The 19,317-nt window shown below is 37.3% G+C and carries 17 protein-coding genes; 8 read left to right on the top strand and 9 right to left on the bottom strand.

The window, feature by feature from the left end:
- Window positions 1-74: 74 nt before the first annotated feature.
- The 8 genes from BUA72_RS21035 to BUA72_RS21000 all read right to left on the bottom strand — a co-directional run bounded on the left by BUA72_RS21035 (window position 75) and on the right by BUA72_RS21000 (window position 8,213).
- Window positions 75-2,021 carry a hypothetical protein gene (locus BUA72_RS21035; protein WP_072924964.1) on the bottom strand — a complete coding sequence of 649 codons (1,947 nt, stop codon included), beginning with the start codon at window positions 2,019-2,021 and terminating at the stop codon, window positions 75-77.
- A gap of 49 nt (window positions 2,022-2,070) precedes the next feature.
- Window positions 2,071-2,535 carry a 1,2-phenylacetyl-CoA epoxidase subunit PaaD gene (gene paaD, locus BUA72_RS21030; protein WP_047454464.1) on the bottom strand — a complete coding sequence of 155 codons (465 nt, stop codon included), beginning with the start codon at window positions 2,533-2,535 and terminating at the stop codon, window positions 2,071-2,073.
- A 43-nt stretch (window positions 2,536-2,578) separates the two neighbouring features.
- Entirely contained in the window at window positions 2,579-3,328 is a 750-nt protein-coding gene (paaC, locus tag BUA72_RS21025; RefSeq protein ID WP_072924962.1) for a 1,2-phenylacetyl-CoA epoxidase subunit PaaC, read from the bottom strand.
- 89 nt (window positions 3,329-3,417) lie between these two features.
- Window positions 3,418-3,699: a 1,2-phenylacetyl-CoA epoxidase subunit PaaB gene (gene paaB / locus BUA72_RS21020; protein WP_034725794.1), complete on the bottom strand. Its 282-nt coding sequence runs from the start codon at window positions 3,697-3,699 to the stop codon at window positions 3,418-3,420.
- Window positions 3,700-3,817: 118 nt separating this feature from the next.
- Window positions 3,818-4,756: a 1,2-phenylacetyl-CoA epoxidase subunit PaaA gene (gene paaA, locus BUA72_RS21015; RefSeq protein ID WP_047454460.1), complete on the bottom strand. Its 939-nt coding sequence runs from the start codon at window positions 4,754-4,756 to the stop codon at window positions 3,818-3,820.
- Window positions 4,757-4,838: 82 nt separating this feature from the next.
- A complete protein-coding gene (locus BUA72_RS21010) occupies window positions 4,839-5,924 on the bottom strand; it encodes a 2Fe-2S iron-sulfur cluster-binding protein (RefSeq protein WP_072924961.1) in 1,086 nt (361 codons plus the stop codon).
- Entirely contained in the window at window positions 5,924-7,240 is a 1,317-nt protein-coding gene (locus BUA72_RS21005; RefSeq protein ID WP_047454456.1) for a phenylacetate--CoA ligase family protein, read from the bottom strand. Before BUA72_RS21005 ends, BUA72_RS21010 begins: the two co-directional genes overlap by 1 nt.
- 394 nt (window positions 7,241-7,634) lie before the next feature.
- Window positions 7,635-8,213, bottom strand: a complete 579-nt coding sequence (locus BUA72_RS21000) for a TetR/AcrR family transcriptional regulator (RefSeq protein WP_072924959.1) — start codon at window positions 8,211-8,213, stop codon at window positions 7,635-7,637.
- A 470-nt stretch (window positions 8,214-8,683) separates the two neighbouring features.
- Between BUA72_RS21000 and clpB the strand changes: the two genes are divergently transcribed.
- The 8 genes from clpB (at window position 8,684) to BUA72_RS20965 (ending at window position 17,259) form a co-directional block, all read left to right on the top strand.
- On the top strand, window positions 8,684-11,278 hold the full coding sequence (clpB, locus tag BUA72_RS20995; protein ID WP_047454452.1) for an ATP-dependent chaperone ClpB: 2,595 nt from the start codon (window positions 8,684-8,686) through the stop codon (window positions 11,276-11,278).
- Between the two features lie 342 nt (window positions 11,279-11,620).
- Entirely contained in the window at window positions 11,621-11,773 is a 153-nt protein-coding gene (locus BUA72_RS24540) for a hypothetical protein (RefSeq protein ID WP_165571873.1), read from the top strand.
- Window positions 11,774-12,042: 269 nt separating this feature from the next.
- Window positions 12,043-13,044, top strand: a complete 1,002-nt coding sequence (locus tag BUA72_RS20990) for a zinc metalloprotease (RefSeq protein ID WP_072924958.1) — start codon at window positions 12,043-12,045, stop codon at window positions 13,042-13,044.
- A 177-nt stretch (window positions 13,045-13,221) separates the two neighbouring features.
- Window positions 13,222-13,767: a hypothetical protein gene (locus tag BUA72_RS20985; RefSeq protein WP_072924956.1), complete on the top strand. Its 546-nt coding sequence runs from the start codon at window positions 13,222-13,224 to the stop codon at window positions 13,765-13,767.
- Between the two features lie 27 nt (window positions 13,768-13,794).
- Window positions 13,795-14,445 carry a hypothetical protein gene (locus tag BUA72_RS20980; protein WP_047454446.1) on the top strand — a complete coding sequence of 217 codons (651 nt, stop codon included), beginning with the start codon at window positions 13,795-13,797 and terminating at the stop codon, window positions 14,443-14,445.
- Window positions 14,424-15,209, top strand: a complete 786-nt coding sequence (locus BUA72_RS20975) for a sensor histidine kinase (protein ID WP_047454444.1) — start codon at window positions 14,424-14,426, stop codon at window positions 15,207-15,209. Before BUA72_RS20980 ends, BUA72_RS20975 begins: the two co-directional genes overlap by 22 nt.
- On the top strand, window positions 15,206-15,850 hold the full coding sequence (locus BUA72_RS20970) for a response regulator transcription factor (protein WP_047454441.1): 645 nt from the start codon (window positions 15,206-15,208) through the stop codon (window positions 15,848-15,850). The genes BUA72_RS20975 and BUA72_RS20970 overlap by 4 nt, the downstream gene beginning before the upstream one ends.
- A 392-nt stretch (window positions 15,851-16,242) precedes the next feature.
- Window positions 16,243-17,259, top strand: a complete 1,017-nt coding sequence (locus BUA72_RS20965) for a zinc metalloprotease (protein ID WP_072924955.1) — start codon at window positions 16,243-16,245, stop codon at window positions 17,257-17,259.
- Window positions 17,260-17,320: 61 nt separating this feature from the next.
- Here BUA72_RS20965 and BUA72_RS20960 read toward each other — a convergent pair whose 3' ends face one another.
- Window positions 17,321-19,186, bottom strand: coding sequence for a M1 family metallopeptidase (locus BUA72_RS20960; protein ID WP_072924953.1), 1,866 nt, complete (start codon window positions 19,184-19,186; stop codon window positions 17,321-17,323).
- Between the last annotated feature and the right edge of the window lie 131 nt (window positions 19,187-19,317).

Genomic DNA, 19,317 nt, shown 5'->3' with positions numbered 1-19,317 from the left:
GAAACTGGGATGGTATGTTTAAAATATTGTTTTGCATAATTTAAAAATGAAAAAGCTTCTTTTTATCCCTTTCCTTATATGGGGCTATTATTATAATAATTCTGGAATTTAATGTTTGTAACAAAATCTTCTTCAATAGGAAGAACACTGCAGTTGAATAATATATTATCCCTAACAATACTATTTTCACATCTTAAATAAAGTCCACTTCTAACGTTATTTATTTCATTACCAGATATTGTGACCTTTCCATCCAAAGATCTTCCAAAGGGAATAGAAGGAGTGGTTATATCAGTAACTATTCCATAATTATTTCCGTTTCCGTATATTAAATTATTTGAAATTACAAATCTCTTAGTTAGATCATTGACTATTTTAAATTCTTCTACAGATTGTGGTGTATAACTTCTAATAGAAATACCTACAAATGCATTCCCTTGAGCGCTCGCTTTAAAATTATTATTACTAATTAACGCATTTCCTAAAGCAGAAGTAAGCCTTTTTGTCTCTGTTGTTATTACATCTCCATTAGCATCAGTTATAGTTGTAATTGTAGTTGAATAGGCTAAATAGTCAATTGCAACGGAGTGTAGATTAGATCCACAATTATTGGATATATTGATATTATTAATATTACCTCCAATAGTAACTGCTGTTCTAACGTTGTTAAAATTATTATTTTGTATATTAATATTGTCTGCTTCTATCTCATCCACCTGAGACTGAAGTAATATTCCATAAGTGGCGCTATCAGAGGTTTCGATAATATTATTGTTAATTGAAATATTTTTAAACTCCTTGGCGAGACCATCTGTTAATCTGGAAGAAGAGTTAATAACTCCACTGTCGTCGGCAATCAGTTGATGAATATAATTATCCGAAATAATGGCATTCTTCTTAGTTCCATCAAATCTGATAGCTCCCCAGGTTGTATTCCTAAACATGTTGTTACTGATAATAAAGTTATTCACATTATCATAAAAATCTATTGCATACAATCTGTGGTGTCCGGTATTATTCCTTCCACAATATTCAAAATTGTTGTTTGTAATCAAAACTGATCCATAGTATCCGCAATCAAATGCAAATATCCCACAAGGAGCTGTGGAAGGGTTTAAATTTTTTGCATTTTTAAAAGTATTGTTCTCCACAATAAAATTGGCATTATGTGATTGCGTAAGTCCTAAATGCTCCATTCTGAACATTTGTGATTGCACTCCACTCTCAAAATAATTATTAGATACTTTTATAGTTCCTTCACAATTATAAAATTGTACTGCTCTTGTGTATAAGTCAAAGAAGCTACAATCACTAATTTCTATATTTGTAGATTCAAGTGAATTGATGACATATATTCCTCCATTGAAATCTCTTAATATTTCAGTTGCAGCACTATCCCAGTCATGGGCAGTGTAAACTTGCAGGTTTCTTTTATTTAAATCAAAACTAATTCCTTCAATAATGAAATTGTTACAATTTGAAAAATGTAAGAAATAAGAATTAAATCGCTGATTACTATTTGATTTAATTACTGTATGTTGCTTATCTCCCAAAAGTTTAAAACAGGAAATATTTACAAAACTTAATTGTTCATTAAGAATATATTCTTTCGCATCAAATCTTAAAGTTGCTCCCAAATATCCCGCGGTATTAATCGCTTTAGTTAGCATGACTTTATCTCCGGTTCCATTTGTTAAATCAGTGGGATAAGTACATCTGTACCATTCTACATTAATGGTATTCTCTGTATAAATGGCTTTATAATATTTCCCGTTTTCTTGTCTCAGAACAACACCATCTAGTAAACTGGCACTAATAGGGTCTATTTCCTGATAACGGATAACTTCTCCGGTATTGTGAAATGTTTTAATAATAGTAGATTCCTGGCACGTTGATGGAAATTTCTGGCTGTTGCAATTTGTCATAATAAATGTTTTGTGTTGATTATTGTAAATAAGATCATTAATAAATGATACTGAAGCAAAACTAAGGGCTGCTAACGACAAAACTCGTCGTATCATTTTTTATCTACATCATCAAGTCATTTATTTTGAAAATAATTTCTTACTATTAATGACATTTAAAATAATCAAACGGCTCCAGACAGTCTAAGCATTGATAAGAGGCTTTACACAAGGTAGATCCGAATCTGCTGATCTGTTTTGAGTTCATAGAACCGCAACGCGGACATTTTTTCGGTTTCCCGATGTGATGTTCGTCTGCTCCTTTTTCAGGAGGTGTGATTCCGTAAATACGAAGTTTTTCTCTCGCTTCATCCGTTAACCAGTCCGTTGTCCATATCGGAAACATTTTGGTTACCACTTTCGCATCCCAGCCGTTTTCCTTCATGATCTTCGTTATATCTTCCTCAATGGTGAACATGGCGGGACAGGCAGAATAAGTAGGCGTAATGGTTACTTCACAGGTATTTTCACCGGTAACTTTTGCCTCTCTTACAATACCTAATTCCACAACATTGATCACCGGAATTTCGGGATCGGGAACCTGGGATAGTATGTTTAATAAATTATTCAAAATTTTAATCTAACAATTTAGCAGTGTATCAATATAACAATTCCTACCACGTACAGCCCGGGTAAGCTCTCTGCATATACTGAAGTTCGCAAAGGATAAATCCGAAGTATTCTGTATGGTATCCTGTTCTTGATTTTGGCTGCATAAAAGGATTTGACGGATATTCCAATCCATATTCTGCAAAATCTTTTTGTGTGATCGAAAGAAAATCTTCATAAAGAGCGTCAACACTCGGAGCGATATTTAAAGCAATTAAATCATCTTCTCCTTCCACTTTTGCGAATAAACCTTTTGAATATTCCCAGATATTATCAAGAGATTTCACTAAACGTTCACGGCTTTCTTCTGTTCCCTGAGCAAAAATCTTCATCCAGGAAGAAGCGTGCGTATAATGATACCTTACCTCTTTTAAAGACTTCTGAGCCAATGCGGAAAGTTCTTCGTCCGCAGAATTTGACAATGCCTCATACATCAACTTCTGATATACAGAGAATACATATACTTTAAGAATGGTCTGCGCATAATCTTCATTTGGAAGTTCTACCCAATGTGCGTTGACATATTCGTGCTCGTATCTTAAGAAGGCTAAATCGTCTTCACTTTTACCGTTATCCGCAACTCTTGATGCATACACATAGAAGTTGTTGGCCTGGCCAAGTTCGTCCAATGCAATGTTTGTCAATGCAATATCTTCCTCTAAATAAGGACCTTCACCGCACCATGCAGACAGCCTTTGTCCCATGATGAAGCTGTCATCAGCAAACTTTAATAAATAATTATATAATGGATTCATTGTTTAATAGATTTCAGATTTCAGATACTAGATTTCAGATAGAGCCAATGTCTGGCATCTGATATCTCACATCTTAAAGTCTTTATTAATTACATGTTTTTTACATCATTAGGAATATCATAGAACGTCGGGTGACGGTATAATTTGTCGTCTGCCGGATCAAAGAAAGCTTCCTTGTCTACTCCTTCTGAAGTCACGATATATTTACTTGGCACTACCCAAACAGAAGTTCCTTCTTTTCTTCTTGTGTAAACGTCTCTTGCGTTCTGCAAAGCCATTTCTGCTGTTGGCGCCTGTACTATTCCTGCGTGTTTGTGAGATAGTCCCGGTTTAGTCTGAATAAACACTTCCCACATATCTAAATTTGCCATAGTCAAATTCTAAATTTAACAATGTATCAGTGTAACGGTTTACCAATCAGAGATTCTTCGCTTTGCTCAGAGTGACCAATTGATTGTTACAATTTTACATTGGTATATTGTTACATTATTATATTACTTCTTTTTGTTGTTTCTCTGCAAAAGCTATTGCCGCTTCTTTTACCCAAAGGTTTTCCTGCTGCGCTTTTACCTTGGTTTGTAATCTTTTCTTATTACAAGGTCCGTTTCCTTTTAAGATTTCCATGAATTCATCCCAAGGAAGTTCACCGAAATCATAATGCTGTCTTTCCTCATTCCATTTCAGATCTTTATCCGGCATGGTTAATCCCAAAAATTCTGCCTGAGAAACGGTCACGTCGATGAATCTCTGACGAAGACTGTCGTTACTTTCTCTTTTCACTCTGTAATTCATCGAGATTTTAGAGTTTGGAGAGCTGTCATCATTCGGGCCAAACATCATTAAAGCCGGCCACCAGAAACGATTTAACGAAGCCTGAGCCATTTCTTTCTGCTGTTTCGTTCCACGGCAAAGCGCCATCAGAATTTCGTAGCCCTGTCTTTGGTGGAAAGATTCTTCTTTACAGATTTTCACCATCGCTCTTGAATAAGGACCATAAGAATTCCCCATCAGCATCACCTGATTCATAATGGCTGCACCATCTACCAACCAGCCAATAGCGCCGATATCTGCCCAGCTCAGCGTAGGATAGTTGAAAATACTTGAGTATTTCGCTTTCCCTTCCAACATATCTTCGTAAGTGGCATCTCTGTCTGCTCTGATGGTTCCGTTTCCTAAAGTTTCGGTTGCAGAATACAGGTATAATCCGTGTCCTGCTTCATCCTGAACTTTAGCTAAAAGAGCCATTTTTCTTCTCAGTGAAGGCGCTCTTGAAATCCAGTTGGCTTCCGGCAACATTCCGACAATCTCAGAATGCGCGTGCTGTGAAATCTGACGAACCAATAGTTTTCTGTAATCATCGGGCATTACATCTTTTGGCTCTACTTTATTCTCGTCATGAACGTATTGAACAAATTTTTCTAAATCCATAATTTTCAATTTAGCAATGTATCAGTTTAACAATGTACCAATGATTGTTACACTGGTAATTATTAGATTGTTACATTAATTTTTACACATCATAATTAAGCATCACCACATTCGTTGTCGGGTGACATTGACACGTCAGAACATAGCCTCTGGCTACTTCATCTTCGGTAAGCGCGAAATTTTTCTCCATGAAAACTTCTCCTTCCAAAACCTGCGCTTTACACGTACAGCAAACTCCTCCTTTACATGCGAAAGGTACCGGAAGATTGTCTTTTAATGCTTTATCTAAGATACTCTCTTTTTTAGAATTCAGGTGGAAAGAATATTCATCATCATCAATGATCACCGTTACCATACTTTCCAAATTGGCAATGGCTTTAAATTCATCACTCATCTCCTCAGAATTCTCTTCGTCAGGAGCTGTGAAATATTCAAATAAAACCTGAATGGCAGGTACTTTTTTATCTTTCTTTAAATAATCTGCGATCCCTTTGATCATTTCTGCAGGTCCACAGATAAAATAAGTCGCTTCTTTTACATCAATATCTGCATATCTTTCAAACAGCTGTTCCAGTTTTTCAGCAGAAATTCTTCCTTCGAATACCGGATCTTCATGTTTTTCACGGCTTACCAGATAAATAACTTTCAGTCTTCCGTTGAAGTGTTCCACCAATTTATCAATCTCAGCTCTTTTCATCACATGATTCATGCTTCTGTTGCTATAGAAAAGATAAGCGCAGCTGCTCGGCTCCTGGTAAAGACTTTCCTTAATATTCGATAAAACCGGGCTGATCCCGCTTCCCGCCGCCAAACCTACATAGGTTTTCACATTGGTAGGGTGATAAGAAGTATTGAAACCACCCATCGGAGGCATTACATCCAGCAGCTCATCCATATGAAGATGCTCATTAAAATATCCTGAAACCTTTCCGCCTTCCAAAAGCTTTACCAGAACTTCCAGTGTATTGCTTTTTTCGCTCGGGGCGTTGCAGATAGAATAAGAACGTCTTTCTTCGTTCCCGTTGATCATCATACGGAAATTAAGATACTGTCCCTGCTTGAATCTGAATTTATCCTTCAGCTCCTCAGGAACTTCTACTGCTACGTTCACCGCATCAGGAGTATCTTTCTGAACCCTTACCGTTTTAAGTTTATAAAATGAATTCATTATTTTTTAAGTATTCTATTAATTTTTCCGCCTTCGCACTTCGGCAGGCTGTCCTGGGCATGAATTTTTACTTTCGTGGTAATTCCTACCCTCTTTTTTATTTCGTTTTCTATGTTTTTTCCAAAGTTGCCGACAAAATTAAAATAATCATCGGTATCAGCATCTATTTTTTCAGCTTTCACCAGTTCATCATCAATTTCTACGTCGATATCCAGTGCTACACACATCTGTTCTTTCTCAACCGGTGTAAGATAATAGTTCGGAACCACTCCTTTTACATGTGAAAATGCTTCTTCAATCTGGCTTGGATAGACATTAACCCCTCTTACGATCAGCATATCATCTGCTCTTCCTTTGATGGGTCTCATTTTCACCATAGTTCTTTTTGCATTCTCATCGTAGTAAAGACTTGTGATATCATTCGTCCAGTAACGTAAAAGCGGCATTGCTTTTTTCGTTAAAGTCGTAATCACCAAAACGCCTTCTTCTCCAAACGGAACCGGCTGTTTCGTCACAGGATCCAATATTTCAGGATAAAAGTGGTCTTCCCAAATGTAAGAACCTCCTTTTTCTTCAAAATCCTCCATAGATACTCCGGGACCGATGATCTCGCTTAATCCATAAATGTTGGTAGCATGAAGACCCAGTCTTTCTTCAATGTGGCTTCTGATAATTTCCGTCCATGGCTCTGAACCTAAAACAGCGTATTTTAGACTAATTTCGTCTGCAGAAACACCTCTTTTCGTAAATTCATCAGCAATCGTTAATGCATAAGAAGGCGAACAGCAGATCACTTCAGGTTTAAAATCTAAAATCAGATCAACCTGTCTGGCCGTCATTCCTCCTGAAATAGGAAGAACACTCATTCCTAATTTTTCAGCTCCGTAATGAAGTCCTAATCCTCCGGTAAAAATTCCGTATCCATAGGCATTGTGCAACTGCATTCCTGGTCTTGCTCCTGCTGCATATAGTGATCTGGCCACAACTTCACTGAAAAGATCCACATCTTCTTTTGTGTATCCCACTACTGTAGGTTTTCCTGTCGTTCCACTTGAACAGTGAATTCTCTGCAACTCATTCTTTGGAACGGTAAAAAGTCCGAACGGGTAATGATCCCTCAGATCCTGTTTGTAAGTAATCGGAAGTTTCGTGATGTCTTCAATGGTCCTTATGTCCTGTGGAGATATTCCTGATTCATTAAATTTTCCTCTATAAAATTCTGATCTCTCCTCAAGATAGCCGACCAAATCTGTCAACCGATCAGACTGAAGCCGTCTCAACTGGTCGAGTTTTAAATATTCAACTGCAAAATCCATATCCTACTAACTAACATTTGTTAGGTGTAAATTTAAAAAGAATTTCAATCCTGACCAAATTTTTATGATTTTCGTCATATTTTGAATGATTCTAAATAACTGCCTATTTAATTAATTACGGATTTTACATGTAAACAGTAAAGGTTTTTCAATACTAAAAGTTTAATAAATAAAGTATTTTTTAATTTTAAACATTAAGATTTTTTCAGTAAGTATACCTTTATTCATCCTTCATACTTAAAAGAAACCAACGATCCCGTCCTTCATTAATATCCTTGGCAAGGTTTAAAACCTTGCCAAGGATAAAAAAATTGTGCGCTTTTCAACACTAAAACATTCAGCTTAAAATTAAACTGAAGTATTTAAACTTTTGTGTCTTTTATGGTAAGAAAAATTATTGTTTCTGATTGCCTAATAGCCCGTAAAGAAGCTTAGCCCTTATTTCATCAGTAATTTCAGAAGTGGATTCCGTATTTCTTTTGAACCAGAAATAGGAATTATTAAGGGTATGAAGAATAAACCTTGTTGTAAAGGTGGGTGATTTCAGTTCCCAATTCTCAGCTTTGTAGATCTCAGAAATTAGCTGCTCCACCTCATCCTGATAGTTCTTTCTCAGTGCTATGAATTCCGGAAGCCTTTCTTCAAGATGTCTCCATTCATTGGAGTAAATATGGGTAACATCGCGGTTTTGGAGAACAACCGATAGATGTTTGTCTAAAAATAAATTGAGTTTTTCTTTTGGAGCAACGTCCGTGTTTTTTACTTCCTGAAGTTCATCAAAAAATTCCTGAGCAATACCAAAGCAGATCCATTCCAGAATTTCTTCCTTTGAACGGATGTGGGCATACAGCGACGCAGCTTTGATATTAAGCTTTGTGGCCAGATCTCTTACCGAGCTGCCCATATAACCCTTTTCCTTGAAAAGTTCTACGGCTACGTCTAAAATTTTCCTTTGTTTTTCTTTAAGTTCCATCTGTAAAATGCAAAAGTAATTATTCTGAGGTTAAAAAAATTAATTTAACACTATGATTTTAAACACTGAAGCGGGAGTTTTGCTCAACTACCCCGTCAAATCTTTGATTTACCATCCCTTTGGAGGAGAGGAATTTCAGGTTAATTTTATATAAACTAGCCGTTAAATGCTGAAGTTTCCACTTCTTTCCAATTTATGTTTTTCAGGAAACTGACGGTTTTTCCATTATTTCAAAGCAAAAATCAGGGAATCGGAAATTTTGTCAAGTTAATTTATCGTTAAAAATAAACAATCCGGAAATTTTGTCCATATTTTTTGTAAATTTAATAATTGAACAGTTTTTGCGGTAAGGTAATCGATTAAATGATTAAATAACTGATGGCATTAAGAAACCGGGCCTCAAAATTCAGTTTCTTGATGTCTTTTTAAAGCACAACCAACAACAAATTATTACAAAAAACATAAAAAATATGAACTTAAACCAATATACTGTAAAATCACAGGAAGCCATCCAGGCGGCACAGCAAACTGCTCTGGAATTTGGCAATCAGAGTATAGAACCACAACATATACTTGAAGGGATCTTTCAGGTAGATGAAAATATATCGCCTTTCTTATTAAAAAAATCTGAAGCAGATGCTACATTGGTAAGAGAGCGCAACCGTGAGAATATTGAAAAGCTTCCAAAAGTTGAGGGAGGAAATATTTACCTCTCCCAGTCAGCGAACAAAGTATTGCTGGATGCCCCTAACATTGCCAAGAAAATGGGCGACGAATATGTAACGATTGAGCATTTATGGCTTACGTTACTGGAAACCGGTTCTGAAGTATCTAAAATGCTTAAGGACATGGGCGTTACCAAAAGTCTTTTGGAAGGTGCCATTAAAGAATTAAGAAAAGGAAGCAAAGCTACTTCTGCGAGTTCGGAAGAAACGTATCAGTCTTTAAATAAATATGCTAAAAACTTCAACGAATTAGCAGCGGAAGGAAAACTGGACCCGGTGATCGGGCGTGATGAAGAAATCAGAAGAGTGCTTCAGATCCTTTCGAGAAGAACAAAAAACAATCCGATCCTTATCGGGGAACCGGGTGTAGGTAAAACGGCGATTGCTGAAGGTATTGCCCACCGTATTATTTCGGGAGATATTCCTGAAAACCTGATGGACAAAACGCTTTACTCTCTGGATATGGGTGCATTAATTGCCGGAGCTAAATACAAAGGTGAGTTTGAAGAACGTTTGAAATCTGTGGTGAATGAAGTGATAAAGTCTGAAGGACAGATTATTCTTTTCATCGACGAGATTCACACGCTGGTCGGAGCCGGAGGCGGTGAAGGTGCAATGGATGCAGCCAATATCCTGAAACCGGCTTTGGCAAGAGGAGAATTAAGAGCGATCGGTGCTACGACTTTAAATGAATACCAAAAGTATTTTGAAAAAGATAAAGCATTGGAAAGACGTTTCCAGAAAGTGATGGTGGAAGAACCGGATACAGAGTCTGCGATTTCTATCCTTCGTGGAATTAAAGATAAATATGAGGCTCACCATAAAGTAAGGATCAAAGATGAAGCGATCATTGCGGCAGTAGAAATGTCTCAGAGATATATTTCAGACCGATTTTTACCGGATAAAGCGATTGACCTTATTGACGAAGCTTCAGCGAAGTTGAGAATGGAGATCAATTCCAAACCGGAAGAACTGGATGTACTGGACAGAAAACTGATGCAGCTGGAAATTGAGCTGGCCGCTATTTCAAGAGAAGGTAACCAGACCAAAATTGATCACCTGAAAGAAGATATCTCAAAAATTTCTGAGGAAAGGAATGAGATCAATGCCAAGTGGCTGAAAGAAAAACAAAAATCTGAGGATTTAACACAGATCAAAAAAGATATTGAATCTTTAAAACTGGAAGCAGAAAAAGCCTCAAGAGCAGGTGACTATGCGAAAGTTGCAGAAATTCAGTACGGAAAAATAAAGGAAAAAGAAGATGCTTTGCAGAAACTCGAGCTGGAGATGCAGAACCATCAGAATGAATTAATTAAAGAGGAAGTAACTTCTGAAAATATCTCTGAAGTAATTGCGAAATGGACAGGAATTCCTGTTACCAAGCTTATCCAGTCCGAAAGAGAGAAACTGTTGAACCTTGAAGGCGAACTTCACCACCGTGTTGTAGGACAGGATGAAGCCATTGGAGCGGTTGCAGATGCCATCAGAAGAAACAGAGCCGGATTAAGTGATGATAAGAAACCGATCGGATCTTTCTTATTCTTAGGAACAACCGGTGTTGGTAAAACGGAGCTTGCTAAAGCTTTGGCAGAATATTTATTCGATGATGAGAATAATATGACGCGAATCGATATGAGTGAATACCAGGAAAGACACAGTGTTTCCAGACTTGTAGGGGCTCCTCCGGGATACGTGGGTTATGATGAAGGCGGACAGCTGACGGAAGCGGTAAGAAGAAGACCCTATTCTGTAGTTCTTCTGGATGAAATTGAAAAAGCGCATCCGGATGTTTTCAACACTTTACTTCAGGTATTGGATGACGGACGTCTGACGGATAATAAAGGACGGGTGGTGAATTTTAAAAATTCAATCATCATTATGACTTCCAATTTAGGTTCACACCTGATCCAGGAGAATTTTGAAAATATCACCGAGGAAAACCAGGATCAAATCGTCAGCAAAACAAAAGATGAAGTTTTTGATCTTCTGAAACAGACGCTGCGTCCGGAATTCCTCAACAGAATTGATGAAGTGGTATTATTCCAGCCTTTAAACAAAAAAGAGATCGGAAAAATTGTTCAGTATCAGCTGAGAGGTTATAATGATATGCTTGGTAAACGAAACATTATCATGACAGCCACGCAGGATGCAGTAGATTATCTAATGAATAAAGGGTATGATCCTTCCTTCGGAGCGAGACCTTTGAAAAGAGTGATCCAGCAGGAAGTATTAAATAAATTATCCAGAGAGATTCTTGCAGGAACGGTGAATGATGGCGACAGAATCACTTTAGATTATTTCGAAGAAACCGGTTTGGTTTTCAGACCGACAGATCAATAAGTAGTTTTTTTCATATATATTATTTTTGTAAGTAAGTGGTGCAGCCCAATCTGCATCACTTATTTTTTTATGCTAAATTTTATCAAAAGACGGTGATATATTTGTATCTTTATAAAACCAAACAAATTAATAACTAAAACAAAATCAACATGAAAAAGCTAAAAAGAAGCTCACTAAAAACCATTTTGGGAGGAAAAATTGACTGTCGATGTAACATATTTACTTACCCTGATGGCTCCACCAGCGGAACTTGCGCAACGGAACGTTGTTCACAAATCAACATTAATTGCGGACAGCTTGAATGTCGTCCAGGCCTTATTGATTAACCCATAAAATCATCGTATGAAAAAGTTAAAAAGAAATGATTTAAAGAAAATCAGTGGTAGCGGAACGGCGATCATTACAGAATGCGACATTGATATGAACTGCCCAACCGGACTCTGCTGTTCGAACTGGAATATCTGCAGGGATCCCAAAAAATATCCTTGTATCTAATCACACAGGCCGGAGATTTTTTCTCCGGTTTTTTTTTGCTTTTAACATCAATTATTATTTTTCACAAAATTTAAAAGACATAGTCTATCAATTTGATATATTAATAGAATGATTAAAATATTTCAATAAAATAAATAATTTAACGAATAATTTAAACTTCAATAAAATATCATATTATCAACAAATAACGTTAAATCATTAAATAATAATCAATCAATACATATTTTTCATACATTTGTGACACATTCAAACCACAAACCATTTATATTATGAAAAAAGCAGTACTAGGAGTATTGATTACTCTTTTTGTGTCGTGTAACAACGAATCAGAAAATCTCGCTTCCGAAAACAAGACTCCGGATCAGCCTTCCATGGCAGATAAATCAGCAGCCATCTGCGGCTCGGATTTGGTGAGACAAAAATTTCTTTCAGAGAATCCTGAGGCCGCACAGCGTATGCTTCAGATCGAAAACAACACCGCAGATTATATTGAGCAAAAGAAAATGGGCAAAGTGCTTCCGGACGGCAGCGTAGAAATCCCGGTTATCTTCAATGTTCTGTACACCAACTCAACGAATAATGTATCTGACGCGAGAATCAACTCACAGATCGATGTCCTGAACAAGGCTTTCGCTTCCACTCACGCCAATGTTTCCAATATCCCTGCTGCATTCCAGCCTGTGAATGCCGGAGACACGAAGATCAAATTCAGACTGGTTCAGATCAACAGAAAATCTACAACCACCTCCAACTGGGCTCCTAATGATAATATGAAAAAAACTTCAACAGGAGGAATCAACGCTACAGACCCTACCAAATATCTGAATATCTGGGTAGTAAACTATATGCCATACCAAACCGGATATGTACTTGGATATGCGACTTTCCCTGAATCTGCAGGTCTTTGGAATGACGGTGTAGTCATGATGGACGAATATGTAGGTGAAGGCGGACCGGTAGCCACTCACAATAAAGGAAGAGTTACGGTACACGAAGTAGGCCATTACCTGAACCTAAGACACATCTGGGGTGATGCTAATTGCGGAAATGACTTCGTAGATGACACTCCACAACAGATCACCAACCACAGAGGCGTTCCTTCTTATCCTAAAATGGAAACATGCGGCGGTGTATCCCGTTCTACCATGTTCATGAATTATATGGATTATTCTGATGAAACTACCCTGTTCATGTTTACAAAAAAACAAAACGACAGAATGCAGGCTTCCATTTCTGCTAACGGTCCAAGAGCCGGATTGAGATTATTATAGAGACAATCATCATAACAAACATAAGGTCCTCAAATTATTTGGGGACTTTATTGTTTTATAGTCTAATTTGCAATCCGTAAAATCACGGAAAATTAAGGGGAAAAAACACATACTACTTAACATAAAAAATTACGAAATTTGCACTACTAACTAACATTCTTTTATAAAACTAACGTTATGAAAACAAAACCTACTTTAGAGGACGGAACCCTTGAAGCCGTTTCTGGGACAAACACCATTGCCTCGGAGCTTGTTCAGAAGTTGATTTCCAACTACAGAGACAATCAGATGCAGGCTGTAAATAAAGAATTGGGAATTACCGACTCCCACTCCATATGGTTTGACCTTCCTAAATTGAAAAAATTCATTGCGTGCATAGAAAGTGAAGCTGCAAAAGCAAACCCTGAAGTTTCCGAAGCAGATCTGGGCATCAGATTCTATTATGCAGCCTATCCAAAAGCAGAAGACTGGGCCATTATGGAAAGTCATCCGGTAGAAAGGGAGTATGCAGAAAGACACACCTTGGTGATGATTCCCACTTTAAAGAAAGCTGATGAAACAGGTGAAATGCTTAACTATGATTTCTGTCCTTCAGCTGAAGGTTCTACGTTGGCTATGGCCGCAAAAAAAGGTCCGGGAGGATCAGATGGGGATACACTTGCAGAAAATCACGGAACATTATCTCCGCCACACGATACAAAAGTTGAACAGTTTCCTAATTAATAATATATTTTTCATCCGATAAGACACATGACTGATTTTCAGAAGATACTTCAGGAATCCCTAATATGGATAGAAGGACTTGCTGCCCTAATATCCATTATTTACTATAACCGTGGTAATACGGACAGATATTGGAAGTATTTCTCTTTTTATCTTATTCTTATGTTTTTGTGTGAAGTCATAGGAAAATGGGGACATCATCTGATAGAATATGATAAGCCCAAGTTTTTCAATTATTTTGTCATTCCTGTTGAATTCCTTTTCTTTTATTGGCTATATGCCGCAAAATCATTGGAAAGGCCTAAACTCTTCTATACACTATCAGGACTGTATTTATTGTCATTTTTACCCAGTGAAATATTCTTTACCACAAAAAAGATTATTTTCTCTTTCAACTATACATTTGGATGTCTTATACTGATGGTACTTGTGATTATGGAATACTACAGGCAGATTAATTCCACTGAAATTTTAAACTTCAGTAAGAACAAAATGTTTTATATCAATTTAGGGGTAACTCTATTTTATATCGGAACACTGCCTTTCTGGACATTTTTCAGTCTTCTTGCCAAGTATAAAGAACTCTGGGACATGTATTTTAATTATTTTCTGGTATCCGGAATTATAATGTATCTTTTATTCTCAATTTCATTCATATGGGGAAAACGGAGCTCATAATAACCATCATTCTATTCAACATCTTCTTTGTGCTTTTTGTAGCTGCCGTTATGGTATACATCAGAAAGTACAAGCAGAGGAAGAGAGAATATATGAATGAAATTGAGGTGAAAAATGAAATTCACAAACGAGAACTTTTGGCTACTCAGCTGGAAATCCAGCAGGCAACGATGCAGCAAATAGGACGGGAACTCCATGATAATATAGGGCAGAAACTGACACTGGTAAGCCTTTATACCCAGCAGCTCCTTTACGAAAACCGGGTTCCTGAGGTCAGTGAGAGAATCGATCAGGTTTCCCAAATCATCAACCAATCTCTGCAGGATTTGAGAAGCCTTTCAAAAACACTGACAGATGACAACATCAATCAAAAGGAAATTGTAACTTTAATCCAGGAAGAGGTAGACAACACCAATACTTTTAAAAGATGCCATGTTACTTTTGAACATAATTTCAAGCAGCTTGACCTCGGATTTGTTCACAAAAATGTATTGCTTAGAATCACTCAGGAATTTATCCAGAACAGCATCAAGCATGCACAATGCAAAAATATTTTCATCAATCTGAACACTTCTGACGACATTCTCTGGGAGCTCAACCTTAGAGATGACGGTACCGGATTCGACAGCACGAAGATAAAATCCAATGGTATCGGCCTGACCAATATGAAAAACAGAGCAGCCATCATAGGTGCAGATTTCAGCTTTGAAAGCCGGGAAAATGCCGGAACTATCCTCAATATTATCTTAAAAAAACAACCATGAAAAAAACAATAGTAATCGTTGATGATCATATCCTTATTGCCAAAGCATTAGAAGGAATTATTGGAAATTTCAGTGATTTCGAGGTCATCTATGTATGTGAAAACGGTAAAGATCTGATTGAAAAATTTGAAAATAACGGTAAAATTCCGGACATCATCCTGCTGGATATCAGCATGCCGATCATGGATGGTTTTGAAACCGCTGCATGGCTTACGAAGAATCATCCGGACATCAAAGTAATGGCGCTGAGTATGCAGGGCGATGACAACAGTGTGATTAAGATGATCAAAAACGGTGCAAAAGGATACCTGCTGAAAAACACCCATCCCAAAGATCTTGAAACGGCATTGACAAAATTGAATTCAGACGGATTTTTCTATCCTGAATGGGCATCAAAAATCATATTCTCTAATCTGAACAAGGACAAGGAAACAGAAAATGCCATAAAAATATCAGACCGTGAAAGAGAATTCCTGAAATACACCGTAACAGAATTAAGTTACAAGGAAATTGCAGACAGAATGTGCTGCAGCCCGAGAACCGTAGAAAGCTATCGCGACCAGCTTTGCGACAAATTAGATTTGAAAACACGTGTGGGATTAGCGGTATTCGCCATTAAAAATGGTTTTGCAGGTGAATAAAAAGAAATCATGATTAAAAATAGTAGCTCCAAAACTATTGAAGCCACCGGATCCAGTATTATGATAGATTAAACCTGAAAACGCGTCTGGAACCATTTATATCCGACATTAGAAACAATTCTTCCGCTTAATTAAAAGGCAAAAATTACACTTAAAAATATAAATCATTTTGAATATTTTATAGTATTATTTTCAATAAAAATAAATTTAAAGATAAAATAATTAGACACACATTCGTGATATGATTAAAATTCAACTAAATCAACAAAAACATAAATAATATTCAACAACAAGTGGTATTCAATGAAAAATATTTAAATATTTTTCAAATTATCTTGTTTATTAATTTTTTATAATATAAATTTGGAGACCAAACCAATAATAATTTATATATGAAAAAGCTATTATTTGGAGCTCTCATCCTGAGCTTCATGTCAGCCTGTAACAGCGATAATATCTCCAATCAGGAGGAAGCTTCACAGGATGTCTCTACCTCTTCCGGTATGCCTGCATCAAAAAGAGCCTGCCCTTCTGACCTTATCAGAGAAAAAGCCCTTAAAAGCAATCCTGCATTAAGAGCTAAGTTCGAAGCTAACGAATTACAGTCTGAAAACTTTTTAAGAGACCTTTCCATGGGCAAAGTCCTTGCAGATGGTACGGTTGAAATTCCGGTTGTCTTCAATGTAATCTATAATACAGCTGCCCAGAATGTTTCTGATGCAAGAATCGCAGAACAAATCGCAGTACTGAATGCTGATTACGGTGCTACCAATTCTGATATCAATAAAATCCCTGCCGCATTCCAGCCTTCTGCTGCCGGAAACGTAAAAATCAGTTTCAAACTGGTGGCTACCAACCGTAAGCAAAGCACAAAAACAGCGTGGAGATCTGATCTGGAAGAAATGAAAAAAGCAACTACCGGAGGGATCAACGCTACAGACGCAACTAAAAATATGAATATTTGGGTAGTGAATTCTATCCTTGACGAGAACAACCAGCCTGGAACATTAGGATATGCTTACTATCCTGAATCTGCAGGATTATGGTATGACGGTCTTGTAATCGGTTACCAATACATAGGAAAAACAGGTGCTTCTGCTCCATTCAACTTAGGAAGAACCGTTACACACGAAGTGGGTCACTATTTAAACTTACCTCACCTTTGGGGATCATCTGATGCAGGTTGCCAGACAGATTACTCTAACGACACACCAACTTCTCCTGGCCCTAACTATGGAACACCATCATATCCTTTAAACAGAACTTGTGGAGGAGTAAGCCGTTCTCAGATGTTTATGAACTATATGGATTATGTAGATGACAAAGCTATGTTTATGTTCTCTGCCAACCAAAAAACAAGAATGCAGGCTGTAGTGGCTGCAGCTGGCCCAAGAGCTGGATTAAGATAATACACACCAAATTAACTTTTACATAAAAAGAGCCTGAATTTTACATTCAGGCTCTTTGTTTTTATAATGCTCTTGTATTATTATCCGGCGTATAATCCATAAAGATATCTCCGTCTAAAGTCACAGATTTCACTTTCTTTTTAATAGGAACGGTAAGGTCCGTCTGTTTCTGGTTTTTCTCCCAGATTCCCGGTGAGAAGTGAAGTTTTTCCACAGATCCGTCCTCGTAATTAAGCACGGCATCAAAAGGAATGGCGAATCCGCCTACATTATCTACATTTACGGTAAGAAGATCGTTTAGCTGTGAAGCACCGGTTACTTTTAAATCTATATAATTATTGGTATAGAACCAGTTTTGAAAGAACCAGTTCAGATTTTTTCCTGAACCTGTATTCATTGAATTAAAATAATCCCACGGCACAGGATGCTTCCCATTCCAGTTATCCATATAATGAAGAAGCGCTTTCTTGAACAGGTCATCTCCTAAATAATCTTTCAATGCAAGATAAGACAACGATGCTTTTACATAAGAATTGTTTCCATATCCTGCACCACTCACCTGAGTACTCATCGTAATAACCGGCTGATCCTGTTCAGCAGAAGGGTCTTTGATCCACCTTTTAACGCGGAAGTTTTTATAGAATTCTTTTGCAGCAGCTTCCCCGTTTTCATCAATTCCGATCAGGTATTCAAGGGTAGTTGCCCAACCTTCATCCATAAAAGCATAACGGGTTTCATTAATCCCCATATAAAAAGGAAAATACGTGTGTGCAATTTCATGATCAGCGGTAAGTCTTGCATCGCGAAGATCGTCAGGAACGCTTGTATCATTGATCATCATAGGGTATTCCATATCAGCATATCCCTGAATAGCGGTCATCACATTATAAGGATACTCCACGCCCGGCCATTTCTTTGAAAACCAATCCAGATTATAACGCATCCAGTCTACATACTGTTCAAAATCTTTGGCTCCTGTTTTATAGGCTGACTGAACACTTGCTCTTTTCGATTTCAACTGAACACTTGCTCCGTCCCAAACATAATGGTTGCTCAATGCAAAACAGAAATCCGTGATATGATTCGCTTTAAATTTCCAGATATTCCATTTGTTTGGCTTAGTTACTTTTCCGGATCTCATTTCCTGTTCGGAAGCAATTTGAATCACTTTATCGCTTTTAAGAGAAGCTTTGTATCTTTTTAAATATTCAGGCTGCAGTACAGCATCCGGATTCAAAAAATCTCCGGTGGCCCAAACTACAAAATTCTTTGGAGCAGAGATGGTAAAACTATAATCATTAAAGTCGTTATAAAACTCCTGTCTGTCCGAATGCGGAAGCATATCCCAGCCATTGTAATCATCATACACTGAAACCCTCGGGAAAGAATAGGCTACATAAAAAGTTTCAGGGTCTATCTGCCCTTCTCTTCCACTCTGAACAGAAAGCGGATATTCCCATTCTATTTTGATCTCTGTTTTAGATCCGGCTTTAAGGGCTTTATTCAGTTTTACTTTTTCAACCGTTCCCCAATCATCGCTGTTTACAGCATATTTTTCTCCATTTACCATGAAAGATTTGATGTGAAGACCTGAAGACAGGAAATCTTTGGACACCGTCCCTGATCTTGGCGACTGTGGCTTGTGAAGGTTATTTACAAATCTGATGGCCAACTCATGAAGTTCGTCCGGGCTGTTATTCGTATACGTGATGGTTTCTTTTCCTGAAACGGTCTTCGTTCCGGCATCCACTTTTACGTCAACATTATAAATTCCTTTATTCTGCCAATAGTTTTTGCCCGGGGCACCGGAAATATCCCGGGTTCCTTTTTCATAGGCTTTTTTAATATTCCTCGGCATATAAAGCTCCTGCGCACAAACCTGCTGCATCGAAACAGTCACTGCCAGAGCATAAAGAAATCGTTTCATATCTCTAATTTTTAAAAATAAGTATCAAAATTAGCGAAAATGTAACACCGGGCAGTCATTTCTTTTATAATAATGTTTTATAGCTATTAATTTTTTATTTTCTTAAAGACTTCAGATGTGAGACTTCAGAT

Source organism: Chryseobacterium sp. OV279 (assembly GCF_900128945.1).
In the GTDB taxonomy this organism is placed as follows: Bacteria; Bacteroidota; Bacteroidia; order Flavobacteriales; family Weeksellaceae; genus Chryseobacterium.
Note: the sequence above shows the minus strand (reverse complement) of the source record. Positions and strands in the feature narration are given on the sequence as shown.

Bases quoted from the DNA above. Each gene is read 5' to 3' on its own strand.
- BUA72_RS21035 (WP_072924964.1), bottom strand. From the start codon at position 2,021: ATGATACGACGAGTTTTGTCGTTAGCAGCCCTTAGTTTTGCTTCAGTA.
- paaC (WP_072924962.1), bottom strand. From the start codon at position 3,328: ATGAATCCATTATATAATTATTTATTAAAGTTTGCTGATGACAGCTTC.
- paaB (WP_034725794.1), bottom strand. From the start codon at position 3,699: ATGGCAAATTTAGATATGTGGGAAGTGTTTATTCAGACTAAACCGGGA.
- paaA (WP_047454460.1), bottom strand. From the start codon at position 4,756: ATGGATTTAGAAAAATTTGTTCAATACGTTCATGACGAGAATAAAGTA.
- BUA72_RS21010 (WP_072924961.1), bottom strand. From the start codon at position 5,924: ATGAATTCATTTTATAAACTTAAAACGGTAAGGGTTCAGAAAGATACT.
- BUA72_RS21005 (WP_047454456.1), bottom strand. From the start codon at position 7,240: ATGGATTTTGCAGTTGAATATTTAAAACTCGACCAGTTGAGACGGCTT.
- BUA72_RS21000 (WP_072924959.1), bottom strand. From the start codon at position 8,213: ATGGAACTTAAAGAAAAACAAAGGAAAATTTTAGACGTAGCCGTAGAA.
- clpB (WP_047454452.1), top strand. From the start codon at position 8,684: ATGAACTTAAACCAATATACTGTAAAATCACAGGAAGCCATCCAGGCG.
- BUA72_RS24540 (WP_165571873.1), top strand. From the start codon at position 11,621: ATGAAAAAGTTAAAAAGAAATGATTTAAAGAAAATCAGTGGTAGCGGA.
- BUA72_RS20990 (WP_072924958.1), top strand. From the start codon at position 12,043: ATGAAAAAAGCAGTACTAGGAGTATTGATTACTCTTTTTGTGTCGTGT.
- BUA72_RS20985 (WP_072924956.1), top strand. From the start codon at position 13,222: ATGAAAACAAAACCTACTTTAGAGGACGGAACCCTTGAAGCCGTTTCT.
- BUA72_RS20980 (WP_047454446.1), top strand. From the start codon at position 13,795: ATGACTGATTTTCAGAAGATACTTCAGGAATCCCTAATATGGATAGAA.
- BUA72_RS20975 (WP_047454444.1), top strand. From the start codon at position 14,424: ATGGGGAAAACGGAGCTCATAATAACCATCATTCTATTCAACATCTTC.
- BUA72_RS20970 (WP_047454441.1), top strand. From the start codon at position 15,206: ATGAAAAAAACAATAGTAATCGTTGATGATCATATCCTTATTGCCAAA.
- BUA72_RS20965 (WP_072924955.1), top strand. From the start codon at position 16,243: ATGAAAAAGCTATTATTTGGAGCTCTCATCCTGAGCTTCATGTCAGCC.
- BUA72_RS20960 (WP_072924953.1), bottom strand. From the start codon at position 19,186: ATGAAACGATTTCTTTATGCTCTGGCAGTGACTGTTTCGATGCAGCAG.